Here is a 26,718-nt window from a genome sequence, read left to right on the forward strand (position 1 = left end):
TTCCTTAAGGTTGGGTTTCATCCAGTTGAAAAGCAGCAACCCCAGCCGAAGCCAGGGTTGCTTGTTGCACTTACTCATCACGCGATCAGAACGTGATGCTCCAGCTGTTGATGTAGCCGGTGTCCTGGCTGGCGTTGTCGGCCGCCTTGAGGCTCCAGGTGCCGTTCAACGCTTCGGTCGAGAGGTTCTTGGTGTAGCTCTCGACGATGTTGTCGGCGCTGCCGCCGGTGTTGCTGCGCAGGTTGTAGACCGTGCCGTCCGGAGCGATCAGGTCCAGCTTGATGTCGCCGACATAGGTGTGGACGACATTCACCGAGATCGACGCAGTGCTCGACGCATTGCCGCTGCGGCCCGAGACGGTGATCGGGCTGGTGATGCCGGTCGCGTTGTTGTCCGGGATGTTGTAGTCGCCGGCGTTGGTGTAGGTCTGCACGCAGTTGCTGGTGCACGCGGCGGAGTAATCACCGAGCAGGCTCACGGCCGAGAACGCCGAGAACGCCTTCAGGTTGATGTAGTACGTACCCGCCGACGGAGTCGCGAAGGTGCACGATTCGGCATTGCCCGACTTGTACGGACGGCAGTCGTACACGCTGTCGGTCGGCTCGCTGCCGAACTTGACGTACATGTCCGCATCACCGGTACCGCCGGAGGTGGTGAAGGTCAGGTTGGTCGCGCCAGCCGGCACCACCATCGTGTACTTCACATAGCCGCCGGCCGCGGCCGACAGGCCCGTAGCCGCCACACCCTTGGTCAGCACGTTGCCCGGCGTGGACGTCACGGTGACCGACTTGGTGATGGTGTTGGTGGCGCCACCGTTGTCGGTGACCGTCAGCGCGACGCTGTAGGTACCGGCGGCGGAATAGGTCTTGCTCGGGCTGGTCGCGGTCGAGGTCGTGCCGTCGCCGAAATTCCAGCTACGCGAAGCGATGCTGCCATCGCTGTCGGTGGAGCTGTCGGTGAAGGACGCGGTCAGGCCGGACGTGCTGAAGCTGAAGTTGGCAACCGGCGCATTGTTGGCGCCCGGTTCCGGACGGAACGCAGCAACCGTCGCCTTGGTCGTGCGCAGCACGCGGGCGTTGTCGTTCTTGTCCGCGGTACCCATCGGCACGCCGCCGTAGCTCACATCCGGGTTCGACCAGTAGTTGATGCGCGTGCACGACGGCGTGCAGTTGTACGCCATGATCGTGCGCCAGGACGTGCCGGTAGCCGGCATGTACTGGTAGCCGTGACCGTAGGCGTACGGCGTGTTGGTCGGATCGTTGGCGGGATCGTGGCGCGCACCTTCCAGGTGGCCGATTTCGTGCGCGAAGCTGTAGTAGCCGGTGGCGCAATCCCAGTACACGACGGCGAACGCCGTAGCTTCGGTGGCGGGCAGACCCGACGCTTCGCCGCAATACGCGCTCTGGTTGAAGATCAGCACGTTGACGTCGGCCTTGTCGGTATCGCGCTGGGCATGCGCGTCATCGATGTAGCCGTCGGTCTTGCCGGCCCAACGCGTGACGTTGGTATCCCAGTTGGTCGACTCGGTGTAACCGGTCGCGACGTGATAGCCGGCCAGCACCATGTTGATGCCGACGTTGGAGTTGGCGTAGCCGGTGTTGCTCTCGGCCACGGCCAGTTCCACCAGCGCCTGCATGTCGCCGCTGTAGGCGGTGATCGCTTGCGGCGTCGCATAGACCATCACGCGAATGGTGGTGTCGCCAACGGCAGTCGCGGTGGCGGTCGTGCCTGCGGCGGTACGCATCAGGTCATAGTTCGCCTTGCCCTGACGCTGATAGAACGATTGCGGGTGATCCGGCGGCATCTTGCTGTCGTCGACTTCGATCACCGCATGGGTGCCGTCCGGCAGCGGGCGGATGCGGAACAGGCGGCCATTGACGCGCACGTCGCCGGTGATGCCGTTGCCACGACGGACGAAGGTGGCCGAGTTGAGCTCGTCGCGACCGGTCTCGTGACTGGTCAGCGGACGTGCCTTGGCTTCTTTCAGATGGCCCGACCACACGAGGCTACCCGTGGGCGTGGTCTGCGCCTTGTCGAGGACGGCATTGACCAGGTGGGTGCCCAGATCGAGCTGGATTTCTCGATTGTCCTTGCTGACCACGTTGGCGTCGGCGCGCATGACACGCATGCCGAGCGTGGGCTGGCGGCCGGCCAGCGCGGTGGCGGCCTTCGCCGCGGTGGCATTGGGCTGGGCTTGTCCGACGAACAACGGCTTACCGGCCAAGGCCGTGCCGGACAGCGCGAGCGCGCCGACGGCGATGAGGCAATTCATGAAATTACGTTTCATGCGCTTTACGACTCCGTGTGCATTGAATGGGATAGCACTACTGCGCGACAGATCTTTCTGGCCAACTCATGGCTTGCGCGCGTCGCCACTCGATCGCAACAAAACGATCGACGAAGAGCAGGCCTGTCTCTCGAACCGCCGCCCCGACCGTAGCCAGGGCTGCGTGATGCTTCACTACGTCGCGCTTAGAACGGTCTGCAGGCCGGAAAGATCGGCGCGTCCGGCGAAGGCCGGCTCGGAAACTGCGGAGAGCGCCAGCACGGTGGCCGCGGCGAGCGCATGGAGACGAATACTGCCGTTCGAAGCAACAGACATCGGAACATCCTCATGGATACAACGATGGTGGACGTCCTTCCCCAAGGGGAGGACTGCGGAGACAGCGCGACGCGTGGCCCGGCGCATCCAACTGTTGATGCTTGTTACGAACAGATGACGTAGTGGGCGGAATTCCTCCCCACCCCCGTTTGTCGAAAAAAACGCCCCGGCTTGCACCGGGGCGTTGTGTTGCTACGTGAGTCACACAATCCGTGCGGGACCGTCTAGTCCGCTCACGCGTGGTCTGCCGAGCTGGATCAGAAGGTGACGCTCCAGCTGTTGATGTAACCCGTGTCGCCAGCGGCGTTGTCGTTCACGCGCAGCTTCCACGTGCCGTTCAACGCTTCCGTCGACAGGTTGACCGTGTAGGTCTGGTTGATGTTGTCGGCGCTGCCACCGGCACGGTTGTGCAGGGTGTAGATCGAGCCATCCGGAGCCACCAGATCGACCTTCAGGTCGCCGATGTAGGTGTGGACGATGTTCACCGCGACTTGCGTGCTGCTCAGGCCGCTACCGGTACGACCGGACACCGTGATCGGGCTGTCGACGGTCGCGTTGTCGCTGATCGTGTAGTCCGTGGTGTTGGTGTAGGTCTGCGTACCGCCACCGCCGCCGGTGGTGTAGTCGCCCACCAGGCTCACGCCCGAGAACGCCGCGTAGCCCTTCAGGTTGATGTAGTACTTGCCGGCCGACGGCGTGGCGAACGTGCAGGTCTCGGCATTGCCGGACTTGTACGGACGGCAGTCGTACACGGTGTCGGTCGGCTCGGCGCCGAACTTCACGTACATGTCGGCATCGCCGGTACCGCCGGACATGGTGAAGGTCAGGTTGGTCGCGCCTGCCGGCACGTCCATCGTGTACTTCACGTAGCCACCGGTCGCACCCGAAATGCCGGTCGCAGCGACGCCCTTGCTCAGGACATTGCTCGGCGGCGGCGTGGTGCCGTTGACGGCGTCGACGACGGCCTTGGCATTGAGGATGCCGGGGCCGATCGGCTGCGACGGGGTCGACGGGAACGCGGTGACGTTGGCCTTGATCAGTGCTTCCACTTCGGCCGGAGTCTTGGCCGTGGTGGCGACCGACTGGATCAGCGCGACGACGCCGGCGACGTGCGGGGTCGCCATCGAGGTGCCGTTGTACGAAGCGTAGGTCTCGGCGCCCGGCGTGGTGGCACCGGCATTCAGCGTCGACAGGATGTTCGAGCCCGGAGCGGCGATGTCGATGCCCGCGCCGTAGTTGGAGAAGCTCGAACGTGCGCCGGTGCTGGTGATCGAAGCGACGGCGATGACGTTGGCGCAGTTCGCCGGCGACGCGTTCGACACGTTGGTGTTGTCATTGCCGGCGGCGATGACCAGCGTGGTGCCGCGGCTGACTGCGCTGTTGATCGCGGCCTGGGTGGTGGCACCGCAGGCGCCGGAGCCGCCGAGGCTCAGGTTGATCACTTCGGCCGGGTTGGCATTGGCCGGAACGCCGGCAACCGTGCCGCCCGACGCCCAGATCATCGCGTCGGCGATGTCGGAGTCGTAGCCGCCGCAACGGCCCAGCACGCGCGCCGGGACGATCTTGGCGCCGTGGGCGACGCCCGCCACGCCCTTGGCGTTGTTGGTGACCGCAGCGATCGTGCCGGCGACGTGGGTGCCGTGCCAGCTCGAGTTCGACGACGGCGGCGCCGGCGCGGGGCCGCAATGCGCGTTGTCGTACCAGTCGCCCGGATCGCTGGCGTCGGCATCACGGCCGTCGCCATCGACGGACACGTCGGTGTCGCCGATGAAGTCGTAGCCCGGCAGGATGTTGGCGTTGAGGTCGCTGTGGTTGGTGATGCCGGTGTCGAGCACGGCGACGACCACACCGGTACCGGTGGTGACGTCCCAGGCCTGATTGGCCTTGATGCCGTAGGTGCCGGAGTAGCCCCACTGCTCGCTGTAGCGGGTGTCGTTCGGGGTCAGCAGCGGCGTGTTGAGCTTGTCGACTTCGACGTACTCGACGTTCGGGTCGGCGGCGATCTGGCGCATCAGCAGCTCGGCTTCGGCGCGATCGAGCTTGCGGCCGGCCTTGACCACGTCGGCGCCCAGCGCCATGCGGCGCAGATGGCCCACGGCCAGGGCCTTGCCGGCGATGCCGGGCTTGGCGGCCTTGCCCAGGGCGGTCTTGGCCTGGGTGACGTCGGTGCCGTTGCGGTACTTGACGATGAAGCGGTCGTACTTGGCGCCGGTCTGCAGGCCCGAAAGGTCGAGCTTGGCGGCGGCGAAGGCCGGGGCGGCGATGGCGGAAACGGCGACCGCGGTGGCGGCGGCGAGGACATGCAGGCGCATGCGACGGTTCGAGACGACGGACATCAGGTAATTCCCTCTCAACTGAGTTGCGTGGATTTCCATCCGAAGACGGAGCTGACAAACAACGGCCGCCGGCTGTTACGCCGCCCCCCCCCAGGGGCGCACCAGCTCCGGCGGTCCCGTCCCTCACCCTCCCTGCGAAGGACCAACTGCTCCACTGCACCGCTGCGGCCTTCCAGGCCGGACCGCGGCGCGGCGGCGATTGTTCGCCTGCCTGCGTCCGCCAGTCATTGCGGTTCGGGCGCCGCTCCCCCCGGTGCGGCAGCCCAATTGAAAGCCCCGGTTCGCACCGGGGCGGTGTCCCGTCCTTGAGACGATCTTCCCTAGCGGGCCGTCCGATGCCCGCGCCGCCGAGCGGCTCCTGATCGCTGGGTGTCCGATGCGCTGCTTGCGCAAACCGGCTCACGAAAAGTCATGACGTGGGGTGGTTGGTACGCCCCTACCCCGGGTTTACTGCTCCCCCGCCCCCGGACAGACGTCCGGGGGCGGGGGGGCTATGCCGATCGGTGGGCCTCCGTTCGACGGGCACGATGAAAGGGTGCCAAAGGTCATAGAGACCACGTTCCCGACCTCAAAAAGTTCTCAAATCGGATTTGAAATGTGTCCGTCGTCCGGTTCGTTCATCGTTGTGTCAGCAAATTCTGGTTAGAAGGCCCGCGCAGCCGGCCGATCCGGCCGCCAGACCTCGCCAGCGGCAATTCGGGCCAAGCCATTGAATTTGCCAACCTTGGCGGGATCACCACCCGGTCTTGTGCTGCGTCGCAACAGAGGCCAGCGCCGACTAAGGCTAGGATTCCGCCTCCGCCGGTTCGAGAGAACGCGTCTTGGCTGACCCGACACAGCACCCCTGGCCCGCTGGGACGCGGCGCCTTCGTGTGCACGACGTTCAGATCGACCTGCGCTACCGTCGGGTAATCCGCCCCGATCAGGAGGCCGAACTGCCGCAGCGCATGTTCGACCTGCTGCTGGTTTTCCTGGCCGAGCCCCAGGTGCTGCACAGCCGCAGCGATCTGTTCGCGCGCGTGTGGCCGGGCGTGATCGTGGAAGATGCGAATCTGTCGCAAAGCGTATGGATGCTGCGCAAGGCGCTGGGTGAATCGCGCAAGCACTGGATCCGGACGGTCGCCAAGAGCGGCTATGTGTTCGAGCCGCCGGGACCGGTCGAAGCGGAGGACGACACCCCCGCACCGGCCGCCAGCGAGATCATCACCGATAGTAATAAGGAGTCGCCGGCCGCCCCGGCGGACGTACCCGACGAATCCGCAGTCGCAACGGCGCCCGCCGCACCATCGGTACGCGCGGCACCGGGTCGGGCCCGTTGGCGCTGGATCGGCGTGGCCGCCGTCGTGCTGGCCCTCGCCGGAGGCACGGGCTGGTGGCTGCTTCGGCAGCACGACTCCAGCGCCGAGCGGGCGGCGCGCGCACAGCTCGCTATCGCCCTGATCGATGTCGAGGACAAGGCCGCGCCGGAAGAGTCGCGCTGGCCGGTCACCCTGCTCCACACCTGGCTGGGCTGGAAACTCGACAGCCTGCCGGAAGTGACCCTGCTGACCGAGGCGCATCTGGCTGCCGATTCAGCAGGCCGTTCACCACGCATCGTCTTCCTGGGTTCCGGCGTCGACAGTGCCAATCCCAACCGGGTCTATCTGCGCGCCCGCTTCGACCAGGGTGGTGTCGAACAACGCCTGGAGAAGCTGGGCACGCGCGCGGAACTTCCGGCCATGGCCGATGCGCTCTCGCAGGAGCTGCTCGCCGCGCTGGTGCCCGGACGCGCCCGCGAGCAGTGGCCCACGCTCGCCATCGACACCAACACCGCCCGCCGCTACGTCGAAGCTCTCGATGCGATGGAGCATCGCGATTGGGTGCAGTCCGCGCAGATCCTGCAGGAAGTCACCCGCCTGGCGCCGGAGTTCGGCCTGCCACGCATGCAGCTCGGCCATGCCCTGTCGCGCCTGTCGCGCGCCGCACCTGCGATCGAACAGACCGAAGCCGGAATCCGTCTGCTGCAACCGGTTCCCGACGACGTCGCCGCGGTGTTGAACGCGGAACGACTCTCGCGCAATCCGCAGCAGTTCGGCGAAGCCGCCAAGGCCTGGGGCGACCTCGCGCGCAAGCATCCGGAAAAGCGCGCGTACATGCTCGAACAGGCTTCCAACCTCAACGCCTCCAATCAGCCCACCGAAGCCCTGGCCCTGCTCGACCGCGCGGACTGGGACAAGGAATCCGCCGGCATCCGACTGCGCCAGCGTCTCAATCTCGCCTCCGCCTACCTGTCGCTCGGAGATCCGTTGCGCGCGCGCGCGAACGCGCAGGCGGCCGAGCGCATCGCCACCGCCGCGGGCCCGGGTTGGGAACACGAACTCGGCGACGCCTTGCTGCTGGGCGCGCAGACGGACAGCTTCCAATACGAAGAGAAGGCCGACCTGTCGCGCTACGAGCGCGCGGCCAAGCAGTTCGAAAAGGCCGGCGATGACATGGACGCGCTGTATGCGCGCTTCCTCGCCGAAAGCATGCGCGGCGACCAGCCGGCAGAGAGCGGCCTCGACGTGTTGCTGGTGCAGGCGCGCGAACGCGGCTATCGCCGCCTGGAAATCGCGATGCTGCGCATGGTCGCGTTCCGCCACTACAGCCGCGGCGACATGCCCGCGTACCGCGCGCGTCTCGAACAGGCACTGGCCACGGCGCTCACCGCGGGCGACACCTACGAGCAGCACATGCTCGAAACCGACCTGCTCAACGAGGACTTCCTGCGCGGGCGTTTCGATTCGGCCGCACGCCGCATGGAGAGCCTCAAGCGCGCGGGATTGCAGGGTGACGACGCGACCTGGCTGTCGACATCCGAGGCCATCATCCTCGCCAACCAGGGCCGCTTCCAGGCGGCGGAAAAAGTGCTCGACCAGGCGGCAGTGCGTACGCGCAAGACCAATCCGGGCACCGAATCCTCCAGCGGCACCACCCGCATCGCCTGTGTGCGCGCCGACCTGCGCCTGGCGCTGGGCGACATGCAGGGCGCGCGCGCGGGCTGGAAGGAATGCAGCGCCTTCGAATCACCGTCCTTGCGCCTGCAGGCAGCGATCGGCAATGCCGCGATCGACTTGGTCGCCGGCGATCGCACCACCGCGTTGAAGCAGTTGCAGGACGCGCGCAGCCAGACCGCGCAGTTGCCTGACGGGCCCGATCGCTGGACCACGGAGTTGTGGATCGCCAGTGCGCTCACCCGCGCCGGCGACCCCGTCACTGCTGAGCGCATGCTCCAGCGCGTGCAGCCACTGGCACGCACGACGCAATACGAATGGATCATCGCCATCACCGAAATCGGCCTGGCCGAAACCGCCGCCACCCGCCGCGACTGGAAGGCCGTGCGCGAGCACGTCGCGGCCGCGCGCCGGGTCAACCTGGCCGGCATCTGGACGCTGAGCAATCGCATCGACGTACTCGACGCCGTCTTGGCGATGGCCGAAGGCAAGGGCCAGGACGCGTTGCACATCCTCGGCGACGTGCATGCGCAGGCCGTGCGCAACAACGACGTCATCACCCAGCTCGAAGTGCAGAGCCTGCTGCCACCCGGCATGAGCATCGGCGAATGCAATGAACGCTGCCAGGCTGCACTCGTGGCCAGCACCGGGCTGCGCGGCGCCACACTGGAATGGCTGGTGGGTCCGGCGAAGCTGGACAGCAAGGTGTTGCAGCAGGGGAATATCCAGTAGCGGTCCGAGGCGCTGCCGTTTGCAGCAGGATTCTTGCCTTTGACGCTGCTCTCGACGTCTTCCGTTGCTTTTGCTCGTCATCCCGGCGAAAGCCGGGATCCATTTTGACGTTGCCTTTGCTCTTCAGAAGCAACAGCAAAAGCAAAGTGGATCCCGGCTTTCGCCGGGATGACGAAGCGGAGGGCTGACGGGAAGCGATGGCCCGAAAAGCGAGTTACAGCATGCCGGTTTCGAGCCGCGCCACTTCCGACATCATGTTGCGAGTCCACGGCGGATCGAACACGAGTTCGACATCCGCTTCGGCCACGGTCGGAATCATTTCCAGCTTGTCGCGTACGTCGGCGACGAGGATGTCGCCCATGCCGCAGGCGGGCGCGGTCAGGGTCATGCGGATCTCAACGATGCGCTGTCCAGGCTGCTCCGGATGCGGCTTCACCGTCGCTTCGTAGACCAGACCGAGATCGACCACGTTGATCGGGATCTCCGGATCGAAACAGGTGCGCAGCTGCCGCCACACCATCTGCTCCACGGCCTCGTCATCGGCATCGACGGGGAGTTCGAGCGGCTCGGGTGGTTCCTTGCCGATCGCGTCGGCGTCGACGCCGGCAATGCGGAACAGATTGCCTTCGACGAACACGGTCCAGCTGCCACCCAATGCCTGGGTGATGTAGCCGACGCTGCCCGCGGGCAGGTTCACCTTTTCGCCCTGGGGCACCAGGACGGCGGCGCAATCGCGCTCGAAACGGACGGGTTCGCTGCTGCGGGAATACATATCGGAAAGATCAGGGCGAAGCCGTACGAGTACAAGGCGGGGAATTTTACGGGTTGTCGCGCCGCCCCGCCCGGTTTGTGCCAATTCATCGTGCACGCCATCGCGCGATGCTCCGTTCTGCGGGCGAAGTCGCCGGGGCGTGCCCCACCGTGTCGGCACTGCGGCTATCCTTGCGCCCTTCATGCCCCCCACTCCCTCGCCCCCCACTCCCGCCCCGCCCACCCGCCTGCTCACGTGGCCTTACCGGCTGCTGATGCTGCTGCTCGCGTGCGCGGGCTTCGCAGCAATCTGGACCGTGCTGGCCTGGTCGAACGACCGCCAGTACGGCTGGATGGCGCTGATCGGTGCGCTGGACGTCGTCTGGATCCTGCGCCTGACCGGCTGGCCCGCCGGTCTTCGCCGCGCGCTGGTGGGCGTGCTCGGCACGGCCGGCATAATCGCGCTGGCCAACTGGGGAATCATCGCGGCGCAGCTGGGTGAAATGCTGGGCTTCGATCCGGTGGACTCGGCCCTGCGCCTCGGCTTCCAGCATGCCTGGGAGTTGGCGAAGCTCATCAACGGTCCATTCGAATTGGCGATGATGGCCGCGGCGCTGGTCCTGGCGGCGATCGCGTCGCGTTGATTGAATCGCGATCGCGGCGTTGCGCCGTGTGATTTTCATTTGTCTTGTAGAGCGGAGCTTGCTCCGTTGCCTTGCTCCTGTAGATCCGGGCCTGCCCGGATCGTTTGTACGGCGAAGAGCACGCCGGGCGGGCCCGGCGCTACGCAAGCACGGCAGAGCAGCGGAGCAAGCTCCGCTCTACAAAACTGTTGGCGCTATCAGCCGCAGGCGCGGCGCAAACAAATAAGCCGATTCATTTTCATCGTGGGCCGACTTCGCGCAACGCCTCGCCGAACCTCGCCATCGCCGCATTGATTTCCTTCGGTGCCAGGCCGGCATAGCCGATCAGTAGGCCCATTCGCGGCGGCGGGTGCAGATAACACTGGTTGATCGTATGCAGGCCCACGCCGCGCGCACGTGCCGCGGCGATCAGATGCTGCAGGCGCTCTTCGTCGAAGTCGCGCAACCAGGCAACCAGATGCATGCCCGCCTGCGAGTCCTTCACTTCCACCGCGCTGCCGGCGTGTTCGCGCAACCCCTGCATCAACGCGGCGCGACGCGCGCGCAGGGTCTGCGCGGCGCGGCGCAAATGCCGGTCGAAGCCACGGTTCTCGATGAACTGCGCGAGCGCGCGCTGCTCGATGCCCGGACAGCCGAAGGTGGAAATCATCTTGGCGGTGCGGAATGCCGAGCGCAGCGCCTTGGGTAACACCATGTAGCCCATGCGCAGCACCGGAAACAAAGTCTTCGAGAACGTACCGATGTAGAGCGTGCGATCGTGCGCGTCGAGCGAGCGCAAGGCCGCCAACGGCGCACCGCCGTAGCGGAACTCGCCGTCGTAGTCGTCCTCGAGGATCCACATGTCGTTGGCCTGCGCGTAACGCAGCAGCGCCAGGCGGCGCTGCAACGACAGCACGCTGCCGAGCGGGAACTGATGCGAAGGCGTAAGCACGGCGAGTCGCGGTGGCGGCGCGGGCCGGCGGCCTGCCGGCAGGCGATCGACTTCCAGTCCGTCGTCGTCCACCGGCACCAAGTCGATCTGCGCACCGTGTGCGGTGAAGATCCGCCACAGCGCGGTGTAGTGCGGATCCTCCAGCACTACGCGATCGCCGGGATTGAGCAATACCTGCGCGCTTAGCGACACCGCTTCCTGCGTGCCCGAGACGATCAGCACATCGTCCGGTTCGGCCTGCACGCCCCGTCGGCGCGCGAGGTAATCGCAGACCGCGGTGCGCAGGTCGAGGCGGCCCTGCGAATCGGGGTAATTCGGATGCGTGTAGGCGGCGGCCTTGGCCAGCTCGCGTCGCCATGCAGTGGTCAGCGCGGGATTGGTCATCGGCTGGCCGTACTGCAGGTTGTACGGCAGGTCCTGGTGATTGGCTCCGGGATTCGCGCGCATCGCGGTGGCGATGGCGCGCTGCGCATACGCGGACAGGCGGGCCTGGGCCGGGGCCTCGGCCTTCTCCGAGGCCTGCGTTTCGATTGCCGCCACGTAGCTGCCCGATCCCACCTTGCCCTGCAGGAAGCCCTCCGCCGCCAGCTCCTCATAGCTGGCCAGCACGGTATTGCGCGACAGTCCGAGCTCGCTGGCCAGCGCGCGGGTTGCCGGCAGGCGGTCGCCGCTGCGCAGGCGGCCGCCGAGCACGGCGTCTTTCAGGGCGCGGGTGAGCTGCGCCTGGCGCGAACCGCGGCCGTCGAGCTCAAGGAACATCGCGATCACCGCCGTTCATCGTTTCCTGCCAGGTATTCACGGAATTGGCTCCATCCAATCGATGCGAATTGGTGCTCGATTGGCCCACTTTCACGGGCCACGATGACAAGCGTCAAGTTGGAAACTGCCCCAATTGCGCCATCGCCCCCCCCCGGACAAGGAAACGCCAATGAACGCCAATACCTCGTACGCAACGCCCCATGCATGGAACCGCATCGGACACCTGAGCTGGTCAATACTCCTGGCCGGCGGCCTGGCCATCGCCGCGACCGACCTGATCTATTGCGTGCTGTTCTGGTCGCCGCAAGGCGTGAGTCCGATGCGGCTGTTGCAGGGCATCGCCGCGGGAGCGCTGGGCCGCGCGAGCTTCCATGGCGGCGTCACGACGGCGCTGCTCGGTGCATTCTTCCAGTGGTTGATCGGCTTCGGTTTCGTGCTCGCGTATGCGCTGGTCGCGCGCCATGTTTCGTTGTTGCGGCAATATCCGCGCCGCTACGGCATCGCCTACGGAATGCTGTTGTACCTGGTGATGAGCAACCTCGTGGTGCCGTTGTCGGCCGCACCAAAACCCGCGCATCCGCACATCACCTGGATGCTCGCCAACATCCCGATGTTCGCGGTATTCGGCACGCTCGCCGCGTTGTTTGCATGCCGTGCACTGCGAAATCGCTGATCTCGGCATGCCATTGGCCCCACCGGATGCAAGCAAAGCGGCGCTCGTTCGCCGCGCGGGGCGGATCCCAGCATGCGCGGTCCGCCCTGACGCGGACGACCACCTTCAAGGAGATCACCATGAAGATTGCGCTGCTGTCCGGCCTGCTGTTGCTCTCGAGCGCTCCGCTGCACGCCACCGAATGCAAGTCCATCCATGCCGACCTGGAGGAAGTGCGCTCGACCACCGGCTGCAATGCCGGCCTGAGCGCCTGCTTCCTGGGCGTGGTCGAGGGCGACCATGGCCTTCGCGGCACCACGCATTTCGCGTCCGCCAGCTACGTGCCGACCAGTCCGGCGACCTCGCCCGGCTTCATCATTTACAGCGGGCCGTTCGAATACCGCACCGACACGGGCAACCTGACCATGCGCGAAACCGGTGTGTCCAACGGCACCACGGGACAACCGTCCAGCGGCGCGGTCACTGCCTACCAGCAGATCGTGAGCGGCACCGGCGATTTCGCAGGCGCGACCGGCCACTTCTTCGTCAGTGGCCGGCGCGTGTCCGGCGTCGTGACCACCCAGGTCAGTGGGGAGATCTGCTTGCCCTGATAGTTGCTTTCGACTCGAGCGAGTCCGGGTTCGCACCAGACTCGCGACCTGAAAGTGCCCAGGACGGGCTGTTTCAACAACCTGTAATCGTCCGGGGAAGGGGTCGGCCGTGCATCGACCTGTATCCATGGGACATGGCAGATCTTCCTTCCCTTTTCGACAGAGGACTCATCGATGACCACCCTGCTCGCATCCCGCCACACGTCCTGGCGTTACGTTGTGCTTGGCGGCCTGGCATTGGGCACGCTGGACCTGGTATTTGCCTGCACGTTCTGGGGCGCGCTGCGCGACGTTCCACCCGAACGCATCCTGCAGTCGATCGCTGCAGGCGTGCAGGGCACGGCCGCCTTCGACGGCGGCGCGAGCAGCGCGGCGCTGGGCACGTTGTGCCATTACTTCATCGCAACCCTGATGGTGTTGGCGTACACGCTGGTCAGCGGGCGACTGCGGGAACTGATCGCACGTCCGATCCGTTACGGCCTGCCCTACGGCCTGCTGCTCTACGGCGTGATGACCTATGTCGTCGTCCCGCTGTCCAATGCGCCGCAGCCAACAAAGGTCTATCTGCCTTGGATTGCGGCCAGCATCATCATGCACGCCGTGTTCGGCGTCGTTTGCGCGTGGTTTGCACGATGGGCGCATCTGGGGCGATGACGTAGCGCGAACACGGCCGCCGTTCACCACGCACAGGACTCTGATGGCCACGTTCGCATCCACACGCTCGCGCTCCCCGCTGATTCAGGTTCTCGCTGGCGGTGTCACCCTCGCCACGCTCGACCTGGTTTATGCCTGTTCGATCTGGGCCTGGCTGCGGGACATACCGCCGGTGCGGGTATTGCAGTTCATCGCCTCGGGCGCGCTCGGCGATGCGGCGTTCGAAGGCGGCAACGCGACGGCGCTGGTCGGGGCCGGGCTCCATTACTTCATCGCTATCACCATGGTGCTGACCTATTACCTGGTCAGTCGCCGCTATCGCGCGCTGGCGCAACACCCGGTGCGTTACGGCCTGCCCTACGGCCTGCTGCTGTGGGGCGTGATGACCTACGTGGTGGTGCCGCTATCGCAGGCGCATCCGGCGGCCAAGCCGATGATGCTGCCGTTCGTCACCAATGCATTGATGCATCTCCTGTTCGGCGTGATCTGCGCCTGGTTCGCGCGGCGCGCGCACGGCCTGCGCTAGATCCAATTGGCTCCATCCGAACCATCGGAACTGGAGCTGCCGCGCAAACCACTTGCGGCCTAGGCTGGACTGAAGCGCCACTGCGCCTTCACGGAGCCGCCAATGCTGGCATTCCATCGTTTGAGGATGGCCGAGCGCCTCGACCTGTCCCGGGTCGGGAGCGAGCGCCTGCACATGGTCCACGCTGCGCACAGCTCCGCACAAGTTGCCCTGCCAGCAGGATGGCTGTCGCTGTGGATGCCGCTGCGTGGACGGCTGCAGCTGGAATCGGCATGGGGTTCGTGGACTTTGGCGAACCAGCTTCTGGTCACGCATGAAGGCCCGCTGCAGGGCAGCGGCGATGCGGCAACCAGCTGGCTGCTGCTCGCCGGCGCACGCGCACTCTGGCAGGAGCAATTGAAGTCGGCCGCTCCGCAGCTCGCGGTCATGGAATTGCTCACCCGGCAACGAGCATGTCCGCGCGAAATCCTTCGCCCGCTGGTCCAGCTTGCGCGCCTGCTTCGCGATGACCGCGACGCAGGCGCATGCGACTTCGCGCTGAATCGCCTATGTGCCGGACTGCTCGCCGACCAGCAGGACTCACTGGCCCTGGCCGAGCGCTGTAACGGCCGCACGCCGCAGCGCCGCGCGCAGACCTTGCAGCGCCTGCTGCGCGTCCGCCACCTGATCGAACGCAGCGACGACAGCAATCTCGATCTCGCGCAGCTGGCCAACCGCGCCAGCTATTCGCCCTGGCATCTGATCCGCTCGTATCGCGACACTTTCGGCGAAACACCCAGCGAACATCTCGCCCGCCTACGCCTGGCACGCGCCTGGGCGCTGGTACGCGATAGCGCGCTGCCGGTGTGCGAGATCACCGAGCAGCTCGGCTTCGAAAGCCAGAGTGCGTTCTGCCGCGCGTTCAAGAACGCCTACGGATTGACCACCACGCAGGCCCGGCATCTTTCGACGCCGACCGCGGCGCAAATCCATCCGCGCCCGGCGCACGCACGACCTCGGAAACGGGCTGCCCCGCTTCCGTTGAACGCGATGGGTTAGGGCCTATTAACGCTATTCGGATAGCGCTAACAGGCCCTAATGCCCGCCGCTGTCGAGCGCCTTCAATTCGCTCACCAGCGCCGCGACCATACCCGCACCATCGCCGAACAGCATGCGGGTGTTGTCGGCGTAGAACAGCGCATTCTCGATACCGGCGAAACCGGTGCCCTTGCCGCGCTTGATCACGATGGTGTTCTTGGAATTCACCACGTCGAGGATCGGCATGCCGTAGATCGGCGAAGCCGGATCGGTCTTCGCCACGGGATTGACCACGTCGTTGGCGCCGATCACCAGCGACACGTCGGTGTTGGCGAATTCGGGGTTGATGTCGTCCATGTCCGCGATCAGGTCGTAGGGAACGCCCGCTTCGGCCAGCAGCACGTTCATGTGGCCGGGCATGCGACCGGCGACGGGATGGATGGCGAACTTCACCTTCACTCCGCGATCGATCAGCTTCTGGGTCAGTTCCCACACCTTGTGCTGGGCCTGCGCCACGGCCAGACCGTAGCCCGGCACGATCACCACGCGCTCGGCGAACGCCATCATCGCAGCAACGTCGCCGGCTTCGATCGGCTTCTGCGATCCGCCGATCTCCTGCATCTGGCCACCGCCGCCGAAGTTGGAGAACAGCACGCCGCGGATCGGACGGTTCATCGCCTTCGCCATCAGCTGCGTCAGCAGCGTACCGGCGGCACCGACCATGGTGCCCGCGATGATCAGCGACTGGTTGCCGAGCACATAGCCTTCGAACGCCACCGCCAGACCGGTCAGGGCGTTGTAGAGCGAAATCACCACCGGCATGTCGGCGCCGCCGATCGGTAGCGTCATCAGCACGCCCAGCGCGAGCGCGGCGACGAAGAACGCGATGATCATCGGCACGCCCAGCGACTGGATCACGATGCCGCCCAGCACCACCGCCGCCAGCGCGACCGCAGCATTGAACAGTTGCTGCCCCGGGAAGGTGTAGCGCTTGTCCATCCGGCCATCGAGCTTGGCCCAGGCGATGATCGAGCCCGCCAACGACACCGCACCGATCAGCGCACCGACTACGCCCAGCACCAGCGTCACCGTCGACGGCGGGCGGCCTTCGGAGGAGAAGCGCAGCAATTCGACCGCACCGATCGCCGCGGCCGAACCGCCGCCCATGCCGTTGTACAGCGCGACCATCTGCGGCATGTCGGTGATCGCGACTTTCTTGCCGGATACCCACGCCAGCGCCGTACCTATCACCAGCGCGGTGACGATCAGCGCCATGTTGTGCAGGTCTGGCAGCAGGAAGGTGGCGACGGTGGCGATCACCATGCCCATGCCCGCCCAGCGGATGCCGCTGCGCGCGGTCAGCGGCGAGGCCATGCGTTGCAGGCCCAGCAGGAACAGCGTGGCAGCGACGAAGTAGCTGCCGGAAGCAATCCAGGCCATGACACTCATGCCTTGCCCCCGTTCTTCTTGGCGGAAGGCTTGAACATCTCGAGCATCCGCTCGGTGACCACATAGCCGCCGGCGGCGTTGCCCGCACCCAGCAACACGGCGATGAAGCCGATCACCTTCTCCAGCGTGGTATCGGCATGCCCCAACACCACCATGGCGCCGATCAGGACGATGCCGTGGATGAAGTTGGAACCCGACATCAGCGGGGTGTGCAGGATTGTTGGAACCCGCGAAATGATCACGTGGCCGGCAATCGCCGCCAGCATGAAGATGTACAAAGCCACCAGCCCGTCCGTCATCCGTAGTCCCCAGGGTCGCGTTCCGCCCAATCATAACGATCCCTGAATACATCCGAAGTCACGTCAACCGCCAAATCCATCAAACGTTTTCCTCATGGCAGGTCGTAATGAGCCGCGCACCCGCGCCGCCGCCTGCACGAGGACACTCCGATGAAGGCACGCACGAAGGCATGGCTGGGCATGGTGTTGGGCATGGGGCTGCTGGCCGCCGCGACGGCGGCGAATGCCGGCGATCGCGGCGACCGCGTCAATCACCGCATGGACCGCCGGGGTGAACGCATCGAGCAGCGCCTGGACCACAAGGGTGACCGGATCGATGCCCGCCTCGACCGCCGTGCCGATCGCGCCGCCGCCAATGGCCGCCTGCGCAAGGCGGAACGACTGGATCGCAAGGGCGACCGGATCGACCGCCGCCTGGATCATCGTGGCGACGTCGCCGAAGCGCGCTGGGATCGTCGTGGCGACCGCTTCGAACGCCGCTGGGACCGCCACCATTGAGTTGGGCGCATGCTAGAGCGCATGACGGCCGCCGCTGAGGACCTCCCAGACCCCGTACTACCCGCTTCCGCGGCGGGCAGTGCGGCGACGCTGGAACAATTCCTGTCGGGCATCGCGGCGCGCGCGTTCCGCTTCGCGGAAATGGGCCTGCGCCATCACGAGGATGCGCGCGACGCCGTGCAGGACGCGATGACGAAGATGCTCGCCTATCGCGACCGTCCCACTGCCGAGTGGACGCCGCTGTTCTGGAGCGTCCTGCGCAGCCGCATCGTCGACGCGCAACGCCGTGGCCTGTTGCGGTTGCGCTGGCTCGCGCCCTCTGGCGAGAGCGATGACGTCGTCGACTGGGCGGACCCGGGCGCCGATCCGTCGCGGACGCAGGAAGGCCAGGAAGCCTGGAGCCGCGTCGTCGCCGGTCTGCGCCGGTTGCCGCGGCGCCAGCGCGAGGCCTTCAGCCTGCGCATTTTTGAAGACCTGGATGTCGCCACCACCGCCCGCGTCATGGGCTGCAGCGAGGGCGCGGTGAAGACCCATCTCTCGCGGGCGCGGGAAGCGTTGCAGCAGCAACTGGAGGATTTCCGATGAACACCGGCCACGACCACGAATTCGACCTGCGGCTGCGCCAGTTGCATGCGCAGGCCGTCGAACGCGTCTCGCCACGCACGTGGGTGCAGCTGCGACCACAGCGCGAACGCGCGCGAACCGTGGCGACGAAACACCACCGGCACGCGTGGCCGCTAGCCGCGACCTGCGCGATCGCACTGGTCGCCGGCGGTCTGTTCCTGCGGCATCCGCAGCAGCAGACGACCGAAGCGCCGCCCGCCATGGTCACCACCAATACCGACAACGATCCAGGCGACGTCTACGCCGCCCTCGATGAATCGCCCGAGCTGTACGAATGGCTCGCGTCGAACGACACCGCAAGCCTTGTAACGGAGTGAACACCATGAAGCCGCTTCACCATGCCCTTCTCCTTTGTCTGCTGTGCAGCACGCCCGCCTTCGCGCAGACCGCTCCGGCCGGCAAGACCGCTCCCGCCGCCGCCCCTGCGCGCGCCTACCCTGCATGGGAACAACTCAGCGTCGCTGAGCGCGAGATGTTGCTCGCCCCGGTACGCGAGCGCTGGAACAGCAACCCGGAAGCCCGCGCCCGGATGATGGAACACGCCCAGCGCTGGCAGACGATGACGCCGGAAGAACGCCAGCGCATGCACCGCGGCATGGGCCGTTGGGGCCACATGTCTCCCGAGCAGCGGGCACACGCACGTGCGCTGTTCGGCGAGATGCGCAAGATGACGCCCGAGCAGCGTCAGGAGCTGCGCGCGAAGTGGAAGTCGATGACGCCTGCCGAGCGGGATGCGTGGATCAAGGCGCATCCAGCACAGCCGCGGTGAAGTGCGGCGCAGCATCGTCTGTGCAGTGCCGTTGAGTTGCTGTTGTTCGTCATCCCGGCGCAAGCCGGGATGACGACGGAGTTGGCTATTCAGTTGCCGCACATCGGCTGATTGAGTGCGCCACGCGCTGCGGCGCGTTCTACGCCGCCGCGACGGATGTATTTGGGGGGCGCGGCCACACCGTCTTTGCAAGCAACTCATCGTTCCAGTCGAACGCGATCGCGCCGTCCTTCACGAACAGGCTGACGAAGTTGAAGAGGTTGCGCGCGTACATCTCGCTGGCGTGCACCGCACCCATGCTGGCGAGGTTGAGCGGACCGGCGATGGCAACGCCGTTGTCGCTGTCATACGTTTCGCCCGGGCGCGTGAGTTCGCAGTTGCCCCCAGTTTCCGCCGCGAGATCGACGATCACGCTGCCCGGCTTCATGCCCGCGACCATCGCCGCGGTGATGATCTTCGGTGCCGGGCGCCCCGGTACCGCGGCGGTGCAGACGATCACATCAATGGTCTTGAGATGATCGGCCAACCGCTGTTGCTGCAGCGCGCGTTCGTCATCGGTGAGCTGGCGCGCGTAGCCGCCTTCGCCTGCGGCGCTGACGCCCAGGTCGAGGAACTTGCCACCCAGCGATTCGATCTGCTCGCGCGTTTCCGGACGCACGTCGAAGCCTTCGACCTGTGCGCCCAGGCGCTTGGCGGTGGCGACTGCCTGCAGGCCCGCGACACCGGCGCCGACGATCAGCACCTTCGACGGGCGGATCGTGCCCGCAGCGGTGGTCAGCATCGGGAAGAACCGCGGCGCCAACTGCGCGGCGATCAGCGTGGCCTTGTAGCCGGCCATGCCCGCCTGCGAACTCAGAATGTCCATCGCCTGCGCCCGGGTCGTGCGCGGCAGGCGCTCGAGCGGAAACGCGACCAGCCGCCGGGCACCGATGGCGTCGCCACGAGCCGCGTCGGCATCGGGCGCGAGCATTCCGACCAGCGTCGCTCCGGATTTCAGCTGCGAGAGCATGGCTGCCGAAGGTGGCTGCACGCAGAGCACGACATCGGCGTCGGTCAACGTGGCAGCGGCATCATCCGCGAGCTGGACGCCGACGGCGGCATAAGCATCGTCGGTGAACCCGGCGCTCAGGCCGGCACCGCGCTGCACGCGCACGCGCGCGCCGAGCGCCACGAGCTTCTTGCACGTTTCCGGCGTGCCGGCGACGCGGCGTTCGCCCTTTGCGTCTTCGCGTGCCACCGCAACGGTGATGCCTTGTCCCGCGCCTGCCGTCATGCCCTGCTCCGCTCCAGAGAATCGACCGCATCCTAACAAAGGCGCATTGCAGCGAAAGGTCCACGCGTATCGCAGATCGGCATAAGCCGAAAAGCAAAGGAGCGGCCCGGGGCCGCTCCTTTGTCCACATCCAATTGGATGCCGTGCTTAAGCCGCGTGCACAAGCCGATCGCGCAGATGGCGCATCGCTTCGTCGGTCGGCGCACGCTCGGCGCCTACCTGCAGGCGGCCCGCCTGCGCCAGCGACGCGAGCTCGGCCGCGGACGCGACGAGCACACGCAGGCCACGCCGGTTCACCAGCAGGAAGCGTCCGGTCATCGGGCTGATCCAGGCCACCTTCACCGCCACCGCCTGGCCGGCGGGATCGAGCAGGCGCAGCCATTCGCCAGGCAACAGACGGCGCATGCGCGCGGCGATTTCAGCGTCGTGATTGATGGTCGCGGAACCACCCGCAAGCCACAGCGCGGCATCTTCATTGGCCGCTTCCTCATCCACGACCGGCGCCGGCACCGGCTGCGCATTGCGCGGCATGTCTGGCAAGGCCAGCGAACGGATCACCTCGGACAGGCGCTGGTTGGCAGCCTCTTCGTCCAGGCCGGAACTGGCCAGGCACTGGGTCAACGCATCGAGCAGCGACAGCAGCCGATCGGCCAACTGCCCACCGCTGTTGCCCGCGCGGGCGAAGCGGTCCGCTTCGAGCAGCGCATCGCCCAGGGCCAGGGTTTCATTGTGTCGCGGCGAACCCGCACCGTCGCGCAGCAAGGTCTGGACGAGATGGTGACGCCACGGCTCGGCGAGGAATTCGCCCACCGAATCGGTAACCGGCTCGTTGAACAGGTAATGCAGCACCTGGTCGGCCTGGGAACGCGCTTCGTTGAGGCGTTCGCGACCGAACGTGGCCTTCGCGGCGCGTGCCTCCTGCAGTTCGACCCGGCGACGATGCTGTTCGAGCAATCCCTCAAGCTCGGCATGAGCCATTTCGAAGACGGCTACGTCCTCGTTGTAGTCGGCCACGATGCGCTGGGAAATCGCGGCGCAACGCTCAAGCAATTCGCGATCCTGCGGGGTGGCGGCGGAGTTGCCTTCGCAGGCCTCGGTAATCGCGTCGAGCAGGCGACGGGCCGGATGTTCGCGCTGCACGAACAGGCCCTGATCGGACATGGCGACCTTCACGTACGGCATGACCAGGCGGCCATAGAGACGGCGCGCATGCTCGAGCAGCGCGTAGCTCTGGAACAACGATTCGAACAGCATGCCGACCAGGTCGATGGCATCGTCCTGGTCCACGCTCATGCGGGTGTATTCGGGGCTGTGTCCCAGACGGCGTGCACCGTCGACGAGGTTCTCGCGAATGACGTAGGCGAGTTGCCCGGGCTGCCCGCTGAAGGCGCGCACGAATACATCCGGCGACTCCGGCTGCAGCAGCGACACCACGCCGAGCACTTCCTCGTTGAGCAACTCGCGACGCGGCAATGCGTTCATCGCCGTCGACCGGGCGTTGCCCGGCAGGTGCTCGCGCCAGGAATGGAGCTCGCCCCGCAACTGCGCAAACTGCGCCGCAACCACAGGGTCGACGGAACGGGAACGGCGGATCGCCTGGACCAGCTCAGGTTCCTGGTCGCGCCGGGCCACCTGGATGTCCTTTGCCGGCAGCGGTTGCGGGCCCCGTACCGGTGCGCCGTAACCCGAGGCGGCCAGCAGGTGATTGACGCGCGCGTAGAGGTCGCCAAGGACGCGCGACAGTTCCTGCTCGTAGGCACGGAACATCTGCGATTGCAGATCGTGCGGCATTTGCGCGTCGCGGAAGGCCTCGATGAAGGCGCCGGCGAGGCGACCGGCACCGATCGGATTGGCGCCGGCCTGCATCTGCAGTACCTCGGCCAGCTTGTCGAGCCGCGCGTTCATGGTTTCCAGCGCGGCCGCGAAGCGGGTTTCGATCGCTTCGGCCAGCTGCTGGCCCGCGAGGTGGTAGGACAACTGGTTTTCCGCGACCAGCGACAACGGCAGGTCGCCGCGATTACGGATGCGCAGCGAACGGAAATCGTCGAAGCCCTGCGCGATCTGCTGGCGATAGCGCATGACATAGGCGGCGCCTTGCTGGCGCAACTTCACCAGTGCCTGCAGTTCGACATGACGGGTCGCGCTACCGCGAGCGGTGGAATCCTGCATCGCGAACTCGACCGGTCCATACAGGCCGCTCGGCACCGAGCCAAGCAGCTCCACCGAAATCCGTTTGATCTCTTCCAGCAAACGCGCGGGATCGCTGCGCGTGGCGCCTTGCGCGGCCTTGGTTATGCCAGGAGGATAATCAGACATTGCCCCACCTCTTCCCCGTTGCAGGCGCCGCCAGGCAAAGACACCGGCGGCACATTTCGACGCTCTTTCGCAGGATAGTGTCGAAATTTGTCAGCTTGCGACCAAAACATACGATTTGTGACCCATGTCCCAAAAGACTTTCACTGAGCTGCCGGCTGCCCTGGCCGCGCTCGATGCCCGCCGCTCGGTCCCGTCCAAGCAGCTGGGCGAGCCCGGCCCCGACCCGGCCACCCTCCTACGTCTGCTGCAGTCGGCCGTGCGCGTACCCGATCACGGCAAGCGCACACCGTGGCGCTTCCTCGCCATTTCCGGCGACGCGCGCCATACGCTGGGCGAACGTCTGGCGGCACGCGGCCGCGATCGCGATCCGGACGCGGGCGAAGCCGCCATCGAGAAGGACCGGATGCGCTTCTCGCATGCACCGCTGGTGGTAACGGTCATCGCGCAGCTCGGCCCGGACGAGAAAATCCCCGAACAGGAGCGCCTGCTCAGCGCCGGCTCTGTCTGCTTTGCCCTGCTGCAGGCCGCTCAGGCCGCCGGCTTCGGCGCGCAATGGCTCACCGGCTGGCCCGCTTATGACGCCGAAGTCGCACGCTGGCTGGGCCTGCGCGAACACGAGCACGTCGCGGGCTTCATCCACATCGGCACGCCGAAGCTGGAAGCGCCCGAGCGCGAGCGTCCGGATGCAGGCGCGCTGCTGACTACCTGGACACCGTGATGTCGCAAGCTCCGCAACCGCAAGCTCCACAACTGCTCTATCTGGTCGACGCGAGCATGTACGTGTTCCGTGCCTGGCATTCGATGCCGACCGATTTCACCGATGCCGACGGCTGGCCCAGCAATGCCGTGCATGGCTTCGCCCGCTTCCTGCTGGAACTGCTCGATCGCACGCGCCCGCAGCACATCGCCATCGCTTTCGACGAGGCGCTCGATTCCTGCTTCCGCAATACGCTGTACCCGGCCTACAAGGCCAATCGCGACGCCGCCCCGGACGAGCTCAAGCGCCAGTTCGCGCACTGCAAGGCGCTGTGCATCGCGTTGGGACTACCGGTACTGGCACATACCGACTTCGAAGCCGACGACCTGATCGGATCCGCGTTGATGCGCCAGCGCGCGCATGGCTTCTGCAGCGTGATCGTCTCGGCGGACAAGGACCTTTCACAGCTGCTCGGCGAGCACGACGAGCAATGGGACTACGCCCGCGATCAGCGCTGGTCCGCCAACGGAGTGAAGGCCCGGCACGGCGTGCACGCGCATCAGATCGCCGACTACCTCGCCCTGACAGGTGATGCCGTCGACAACATCCCCGGCGTGCCCGGGATCGGCGCGAAGACAGCCGCGGTGCTGCTCGCCCATTTCGGCTCGCTCGACGCCCTGCTCGCGCGCATCGATGAAGTGCCCTTCCTGCGCGTGCGCGGTGCCGCCGGCATCGCAGTGAAGCTGCGCGAAAACCGTGAACAGGCACTGCTATGGCGCCGCCTCACCACCGTCGCACTCGATGCACCGCTGAGCGAGGGCCACTTCGCCCGCGGCAGCGCCGATGCGGAGATGCTGGCGACGCTGTGCGAGGCGATGCGCTTCGGTCCGATGACGCGCCGTCGCCTGCATGCGGCCGCCGGACTGGACTACGTCGCCGCATGACATCTCCGCATCATCGTCATGCGGGCGCGGTAGCATCTGGCCCATGACCCAGGAACGTCACGAAGTCGAAGACCATCCCGTCGAAACCCTGTACGACGGCCAGTGGCTGCGCATGAAGCGCCGTGGCCATTGGGAATATGCCGAACGCAGCCACGGCAACGGCATGGCGGTGATCATCATTGCCGCCACGCCCGACGACCATGTTCTGTTCGTCGAGCAGTACCGAGTGCCGCTAAGCAAACGCACGATCGAGATGCCCGCCGGCCTGGTCGGTGACGACCACGCCCACGACACGCTCGAATCGGCCGCGCGCCGCGAACTGATCGAGGAGACCGGCTGGGAAGCGGCGAAGGTGGAAGTACTGCTGGTCGGCCCGACGTCCTCGGGCATGAGCAACGAACGCATCGCCTTCGTTCGCGCCACGCAACTCACGCGCGTCGGCGATGGCGGCGGCATCGACGGCGAAGGCATCACCGTGCACGAAGTGCCGCGCACACAGGCCCCGGCCTGGCTGATGCAGAAGCAACGCGAAGGCTACGAGCTCGACCTCAAGCTCTGGGCGGGGCTATGGATGCTGGAGCGCAACCCGGACGGCTCGCCGATTGGCGACTGAGGATCGCTTTCGGGCTCAAGCATCTTTGTAGAGCGGAGCTTGCTCCGCTGCTTCAGTAGCACCGGGCCCGCCCGGTGCTTCGTCGCGGAATGGCGATCCGGGCAGGCCAGGATCTACAAGGGCAAATGCAGCGGAGCAAGCTCCGCTCTACAAAGCCTTGCGGCTTACCGCAATTAGGCGAACTGCTCCGTTGCCGCCACCAGCGCGTCAACGTTTTCCGCTTCGAACGCGGAATGTCCCGACGCCGGCGTGATCACCAGCTGCCCTTTCGGCCACACCTTGTGCAGATCCCACGCGTTCTGGATCGGGCACACCACGTCGTAGCGGCCGTGCACGATCACGCCGGGGATGTCCTTGAGCTTGTGCGCGTCGCGCAGCAGCTGGTCCTCGACTTCGAAGAAGCCGCCGTTGACGAAGTAATGGTTCTCGATACGTGCGAACGCGAGGGCGAACTTTGCATCCTCGTGTCCGGCGACGAAGTCCTGGTCGACATGCAGGAAGCTGGTCGCGCCTTCCCACACGCTCCACGCGCGTGCCGCGTCCAGGCGCGTGGCTTCGTCATCGGAGGTCAGGCGGCGGTGGAAAGCCGAGATCAGGTCGTGGCGCTCCACTGGTGGGATCGCATTGACGTAGTGCTCCCAGGCATCCGGGAACAGGCGCGAGGCGCCTTCCTGGTAGAACCATTCCAGTTCCCAGCGACGCAGCATGAAGATGCCGCGCAGCACGAGTTCGGTCACGTGCTGAGGATGCGTTTCTGCGTACGCCAGCGCGAGCGTGGAACCCCACGAGCCGCCAAACACCTGCCAGCGCTCGATGCCCAGCTTCGCGCGCAGCTTCTCGATATCGGCGACGAGGTCCCACGTGCTGTTGTCGACCAGATCCGCGTGCGGCGTCGAACGGCCGCTGCCGCGCTGATCGAACAGGACGATGCGGTACTTCGCCGGATCGTGGAAGCGACGCATCTTGTCGCTGCAGCCCGCGCCCGGTCCGCCGTGCAGCATCACCACCGGCTTGCCGTTCGGATTGCCGCACTGTTCGTAATAGAGCGTGTGGCGTTCGTCGACCTGCAGCGTGCCGGTGTCGTAGGGCTGGATCTCGGGGAACAGCGTGCGCATCGGGAGGTCCTGTCGGATAACTTCGAAAGTCTAGCCGACGTCTGCAGGCCAACGGCCCAGACTGACGCGATCACGACCTTCCAGATCCTGATACGTGGCGACTTCGGCAAAGCCGGCCATGGTGAGCAATGCCCGCACGGCCTCGCCCTGGTCCCAGCCGTGCTCCAGCAACAGCCAGCCGCCGGGCAGCAGGTGCGCCGGGGCATCCGCCACGATCGTCCGGATCGCATCCAGCCCATCCGTGCCGGACGACAGCGCGGAAGCGGGCTCGTAACGCAGGTCGCCTTCGTCCAGATGCGGATCGCCCAGCGCAATGTAGGGCGGATTGCTGGCGATCAGGTCGAAGTGCGCATCACCCAATGGGGTGTACCAGTCGCCTTCGTCGAAACCGACGTTGCCCAGCCGCAGGGCGTTTGCGTTCGCCCGCGCCACCGCCAGCGCCGACGCGCTCGCATCGGTCGCAGTCACCTGCGCACGCGGCCGCTCGTGTGCGAGTGCCAGGGCGATCGCACCGCTGCCCGTTCCGAGGTCGGCCACGCGCAGCGCGCGATCGGTCGGCAGGCGCTCGAGCGCGAGTTCGACCAGCAGTTCGGTTTCCGGGCGCGGAATCAACGTGGCCGGCGTCACCGCCAGATCGAAGCGCCAGAAGCCGCGCTGGCCAGTGAGGTAGGCGACCGGCTCGCCCTGCGCGCGGCGCTGCACCAGCGCGGCGAAAGTCGCCGCCAGGTCACCGGTCACCAGGTCGTCGCGATGCGCGAACAGCCAGCTGCGCGACTTGCCCAACACGTGCACCAGCAGAAATTCGGCATCGACGGCATCGATCCGCGCGCGCGCCGCCAGTAAAAGGGCGTCGACGCGGCGCGCGTCAGTAATGAAGGGGTCCATCGACACATGGTAGCGACCGCGCTCCGATCACCGGACCGAAATGCCCCCCG

The 26,718-nt window shown here is 66.2% G+C and carries 25 protein-coding genes and 1 pseudogene; 14 read left to right on the forward strand and 12 right to left on the reverse strand.

Features of this window, described 5'->3' with window-relative positions:
• Positions 1-85 precede the first annotated feature (85 nt).
• From ACYVGK_RS17235 to ACYVGK_RS17250, 4 genes and pseudogenes are all read right to left on the reverse strand, one after another.
• Positions 86-2,287 carry a M12 family metallo-peptidase gene (locus ACYVGK_RS17235; RefSeq protein ID WP_460735954.1) on the reverse strand — a complete coding sequence of 734 codons (2,202 nt, stop codon included), beginning with the start codon at positions 2,285-2,287 and terminating at the stop codon, positions 86-88.
• A 174-nt stretch (positions 2,288-2,461) separates the two neighbouring features.
• A complete protein-coding gene (locus ACYVGK_RS17240; RefSeq protein WP_460735956.1) occupies positions 2,462-2,602 on the reverse strand; it encodes a hypothetical protein in 141 nt (46 codons plus the stop codon).
• Positions 2,603-2,859: 257 nt separating this feature from the next.
• Entirely contained in the window at positions 2,860-3,243 is a 384-nt protein-coding gene (locus ACYVGK_RS17245) for a proprotein convertase P-domain-containing protein (protein WP_460736125.1), read from the reverse strand.
• A pseudogene (locus ACYVGK_RS17250) lies at positions 3,223-4,938 on the reverse strand (S8 family peptidase); the annotation flags it as partial. The gene ACYVGK_RS17245 and the pseudogene ACYVGK_RS17250, both read right to left, overlap by 21 nt.
• 872 nt (positions 4,939-5,810) lie before the next feature.
• Between ACYVGK_RS17250 and ACYVGK_RS17255 the strand changes: the two are divergent.
• Positions 5,811-8,642 carry a winged helix-turn-helix domain-containing protein gene (locus ACYVGK_RS17255; protein WP_460735958.1) on the forward strand — a complete coding sequence of 944 codons (2,832 nt, stop codon included), beginning with the start codon at positions 5,811-5,813 and terminating at the stop codon, positions 8,640-8,642.
• 214 nt (positions 8,643-8,856) lie between these two features.
• Here ACYVGK_RS17255 and sufT read toward each other — a convergent pair whose 3' ends face one another.
• Positions 8,857-9,414, reverse strand: coding sequence for a putative Fe-S cluster assembly protein SufT (gene sufT / locus ACYVGK_RS17260; RefSeq protein WP_460735960.1), 558 nt, complete (start codon positions 9,412-9,414; stop codon positions 8,857-8,859).
• Positions 9,415-9,595: 181 nt separating this feature from the next.
• Here sufT and ACYVGK_RS17265 point away from each other — a divergent pair, with 181 nt between their 5' ends.
• Positions 9,596-10,036 (forward strand): hypothetical protein, encoded by a 441-nt coding sequence (locus ACYVGK_RS17265; protein ID WP_460735962.1) that lies wholly within the window; start codon positions 9,596-9,598, stop codon positions 10,034-10,036.
• Between the two features lie 238 nt (positions 10,037-10,274).
• Here ACYVGK_RS17265 and pdxR read toward each other — a convergent pair whose 3' ends face one another.
• Positions 10,275-11,726 carry a MocR-like pyridoxine biosynthesis transcription factor PdxR gene (gene pdxR / locus ACYVGK_RS17270; RefSeq protein ID WP_460735964.1) on the reverse strand — a complete coding sequence of 484 codons (1,452 nt, stop codon included), beginning with the start codon at positions 11,724-11,726 and terminating at the stop codon, positions 10,275-10,277.
• A gap of 169 nt (positions 11,727-11,895) precedes the next feature.
• Between pdxR and ACYVGK_RS17275 the strand changes: the two genes are divergently transcribed.
• From ACYVGK_RS17275 to ACYVGK_RS17295, 5 genes are all read left to right on the forward strand, one after another.
• Positions 11,896-12,399: a hypothetical protein gene (locus ACYVGK_RS17275; protein ID WP_460735966.1), complete on the forward strand. Its 504-nt coding sequence runs from the start codon at positions 11,896-11,898 to the stop codon at positions 12,397-12,399.
• Positions 12,400-12,518: 119 nt separating this feature from the next.
• On the forward strand, positions 12,519-12,989 hold the full coding sequence (locus ACYVGK_RS17280; RefSeq protein ID WP_460735968.1) for a hypothetical protein: 471 nt from the start codon (positions 12,519-12,521) through the stop codon (positions 12,987-12,989).
• A 174-nt stretch (positions 12,990-13,163) separates the two neighbouring features.
• A complete protein-coding gene (locus ACYVGK_RS17285) occupies positions 13,164-13,643 on the forward strand; it encodes a hypothetical protein (protein ID WP_460735970.1) in 480 nt (159 codons plus the stop codon).
• 43 nt (positions 13,644-13,686) lie between these two features.
• Positions 13,687-14,169, forward strand: coding sequence for a hypothetical protein (locus ACYVGK_RS17290; protein WP_460735972.1), 483 nt, complete (start codon positions 13,687-13,689; stop codon positions 14,167-14,169).
• A 102-nt stretch (positions 14,170-14,271) separates the two neighbouring features.
• Positions 14,272-15,207, forward strand: coding sequence for a helix-turn-helix transcriptional regulator (locus tag ACYVGK_RS17295; protein ID WP_460735974.1), 936 nt, complete (start codon positions 14,272-14,274; stop codon positions 15,205-15,207).
• Between the two features lie 36 nt (positions 15,208-15,243).
• Here ACYVGK_RS17295 and ACYVGK_RS17300 read toward each other — a convergent pair whose 3' ends face one another.
• Both ACYVGK_RS17300 and ACYVGK_RS17305 read right to left on the reverse strand, forming a co-directional pair.
• Positions 15,244-16,626 carry an NAD(P)(+) transhydrogenase (Re/Si-specific) subunit beta gene (locus tag ACYVGK_RS17300; RefSeq protein WP_460735976.1) on the reverse strand — a complete coding sequence of 461 codons (1,383 nt, stop codon included), beginning with the start codon at positions 16,624-16,626 and terminating at the stop codon, positions 15,244-15,246.
• A gap of 5 nt (positions 16,627-16,631) precedes the next feature.
• Positions 16,632-16,934 carry an NAD(P) transhydrogenase subunit alpha part 2 gene (locus tag ACYVGK_RS17305; RefSeq protein WP_460735977.1) on the reverse strand — a complete coding sequence of 101 codons (303 nt, stop codon included), beginning with the start codon at positions 16,932-16,934 and terminating at the stop codon, positions 16,632-16,634.
• A 150-nt stretch (positions 16,935-17,084) separates the two neighbouring features.
• Here ACYVGK_RS17305 and ACYVGK_RS17310 point away from each other — a divergent pair, with 150 nt between their 5' ends.
• The 4 genes from ACYVGK_RS17310 to ACYVGK_RS17325 are packed head-to-tail and all read left to right on the forward strand — an operon-like array spanning position 17,085 to position 18,825.
• Positions 17,085-17,432: a hypothetical protein gene (locus tag ACYVGK_RS17310; protein WP_460735979.1), complete on the forward strand. Its 348-nt coding sequence runs from the start codon at positions 17,085-17,087 to the stop codon at positions 17,430-17,432.
• 21 nt (positions 17,433-17,453) lie between these two features.
• On the forward strand, positions 17,454-18,017 hold the full coding sequence (locus ACYVGK_RS17315; protein WP_460735981.1) for an RNA polymerase sigma factor: 564 nt from the start codon (positions 17,454-17,456) through the stop codon (positions 18,015-18,017).
• Positions 18,014-18,373: a hypothetical protein gene (locus ACYVGK_RS17320; RefSeq protein ID WP_460735983.1), complete on the forward strand. Its 360-nt coding sequence runs from the start codon at positions 18,014-18,016 to the stop codon at positions 18,371-18,373. Before ACYVGK_RS17315 ends, ACYVGK_RS17320 begins: the two co-directional genes overlap by 4 nt.
• Positions 18,374-18,378: 5 nt before the next feature.
• The gene (locus ACYVGK_RS17325) at positions 18,379-18,825 is read left to right on the forward strand and encodes a DUF3106 domain-containing protein (RefSeq protein ID WP_460735985.1); all 447 of its coding nucleotides are present in this window, start codon (positions 18,379-18,381) and stop codon (positions 18,823-18,825) included.
• 139 nt (positions 18,826-18,964) lie between these two features.
• Here the strand turns inward: ACYVGK_RS17325 and ACYVGK_RS17330 are convergent, their stop codons facing one another.
• Together ACYVGK_RS17330 and ACYVGK_RS17335 are read right to left on the reverse strand one after the other, a co-directional pair.
• Complete coding sequence (locus ACYVGK_RS17330; protein WP_460735987.1) at positions 18,965-20,098, reverse strand: NAD(P) transhydrogenase subunit alpha; 1,134 nt, start codon at positions 20,096-20,098, stop codon at positions 18,965-18,967.
• A 147-nt stretch (positions 20,099-20,245) separates the two neighbouring features.
• On the reverse strand, positions 20,246-22,414 hold the full coding sequence (locus tag ACYVGK_RS17335; protein ID WP_460735989.1) for a DUF1631 family protein: 2,169 nt from the start codon (positions 22,412-22,414) through the stop codon (positions 20,246-20,248).
• Between the two features lie 124 nt (positions 22,415-22,538).
• On the opposite strand from ACYVGK_RS17335, the gene ACYVGK_RS17340 reads away from it, so the two are divergent.
• The 3 genes from ACYVGK_RS17340 to ACYVGK_RS17350 are packed head-to-tail and all read left to right on the forward strand — an operon-like array spanning position 22,539 to position 24,668.
• The gene (locus ACYVGK_RS17340; protein WP_460735991.1) at positions 22,539-23,132 is read left to right on the forward strand and encodes a nitroreductase family protein; all 594 of its coding nucleotides are present in this window, start codon (positions 22,539-22,541) and stop codon (positions 23,130-23,132) included.
• On the forward strand, positions 23,132-24,055 hold the full coding sequence (locus tag ACYVGK_RS17345; protein ID WP_460735993.1) for a 5'-3' exonuclease: 924 nt from the start codon (positions 23,132-23,134) through the stop codon (positions 24,053-24,055). Before ACYVGK_RS17340 ends, ACYVGK_RS17345 begins: the two co-directional genes overlap by 1 nt.
• 43 nt (positions 24,056-24,098) lie before the next feature.
• Positions 24,099-24,668, forward strand: a complete 570-nt coding sequence (locus ACYVGK_RS17350) for an NUDIX hydrolase (RefSeq protein WP_460735995.1) — start codon at positions 24,099-24,101, stop codon at positions 24,666-24,668.
• Positions 24,669-24,841: 173 nt separating this feature from the next.
• Here ACYVGK_RS17350 and pip read toward each other — a convergent pair whose 3' ends face one another.
• A complete protein-coding gene (pip, locus tag ACYVGK_RS17355; RefSeq protein ID WP_460735997.1) occupies positions 24,842-25,783 on the reverse strand; it encodes a prolyl aminopeptidase in 942 nt (313 codons plus the stop codon).
• A gap of 30 nt (positions 25,784-25,813) precedes the next feature.
• Complete coding sequence (gene prmC / locus ACYVGK_RS17360) at positions 25,814-26,668, reverse strand: peptide chain release factor N(5)-glutamine methyltransferase (RefSeq protein ID WP_460735999.1); 855 nt, start codon at positions 26,666-26,668, stop codon at positions 25,814-25,816.
• Positions 26,669-26,718 lie beyond the last annotated feature (50 nt).

The organism is Lysobacter tyrosinilyticus, assembly GCF_054779815.1.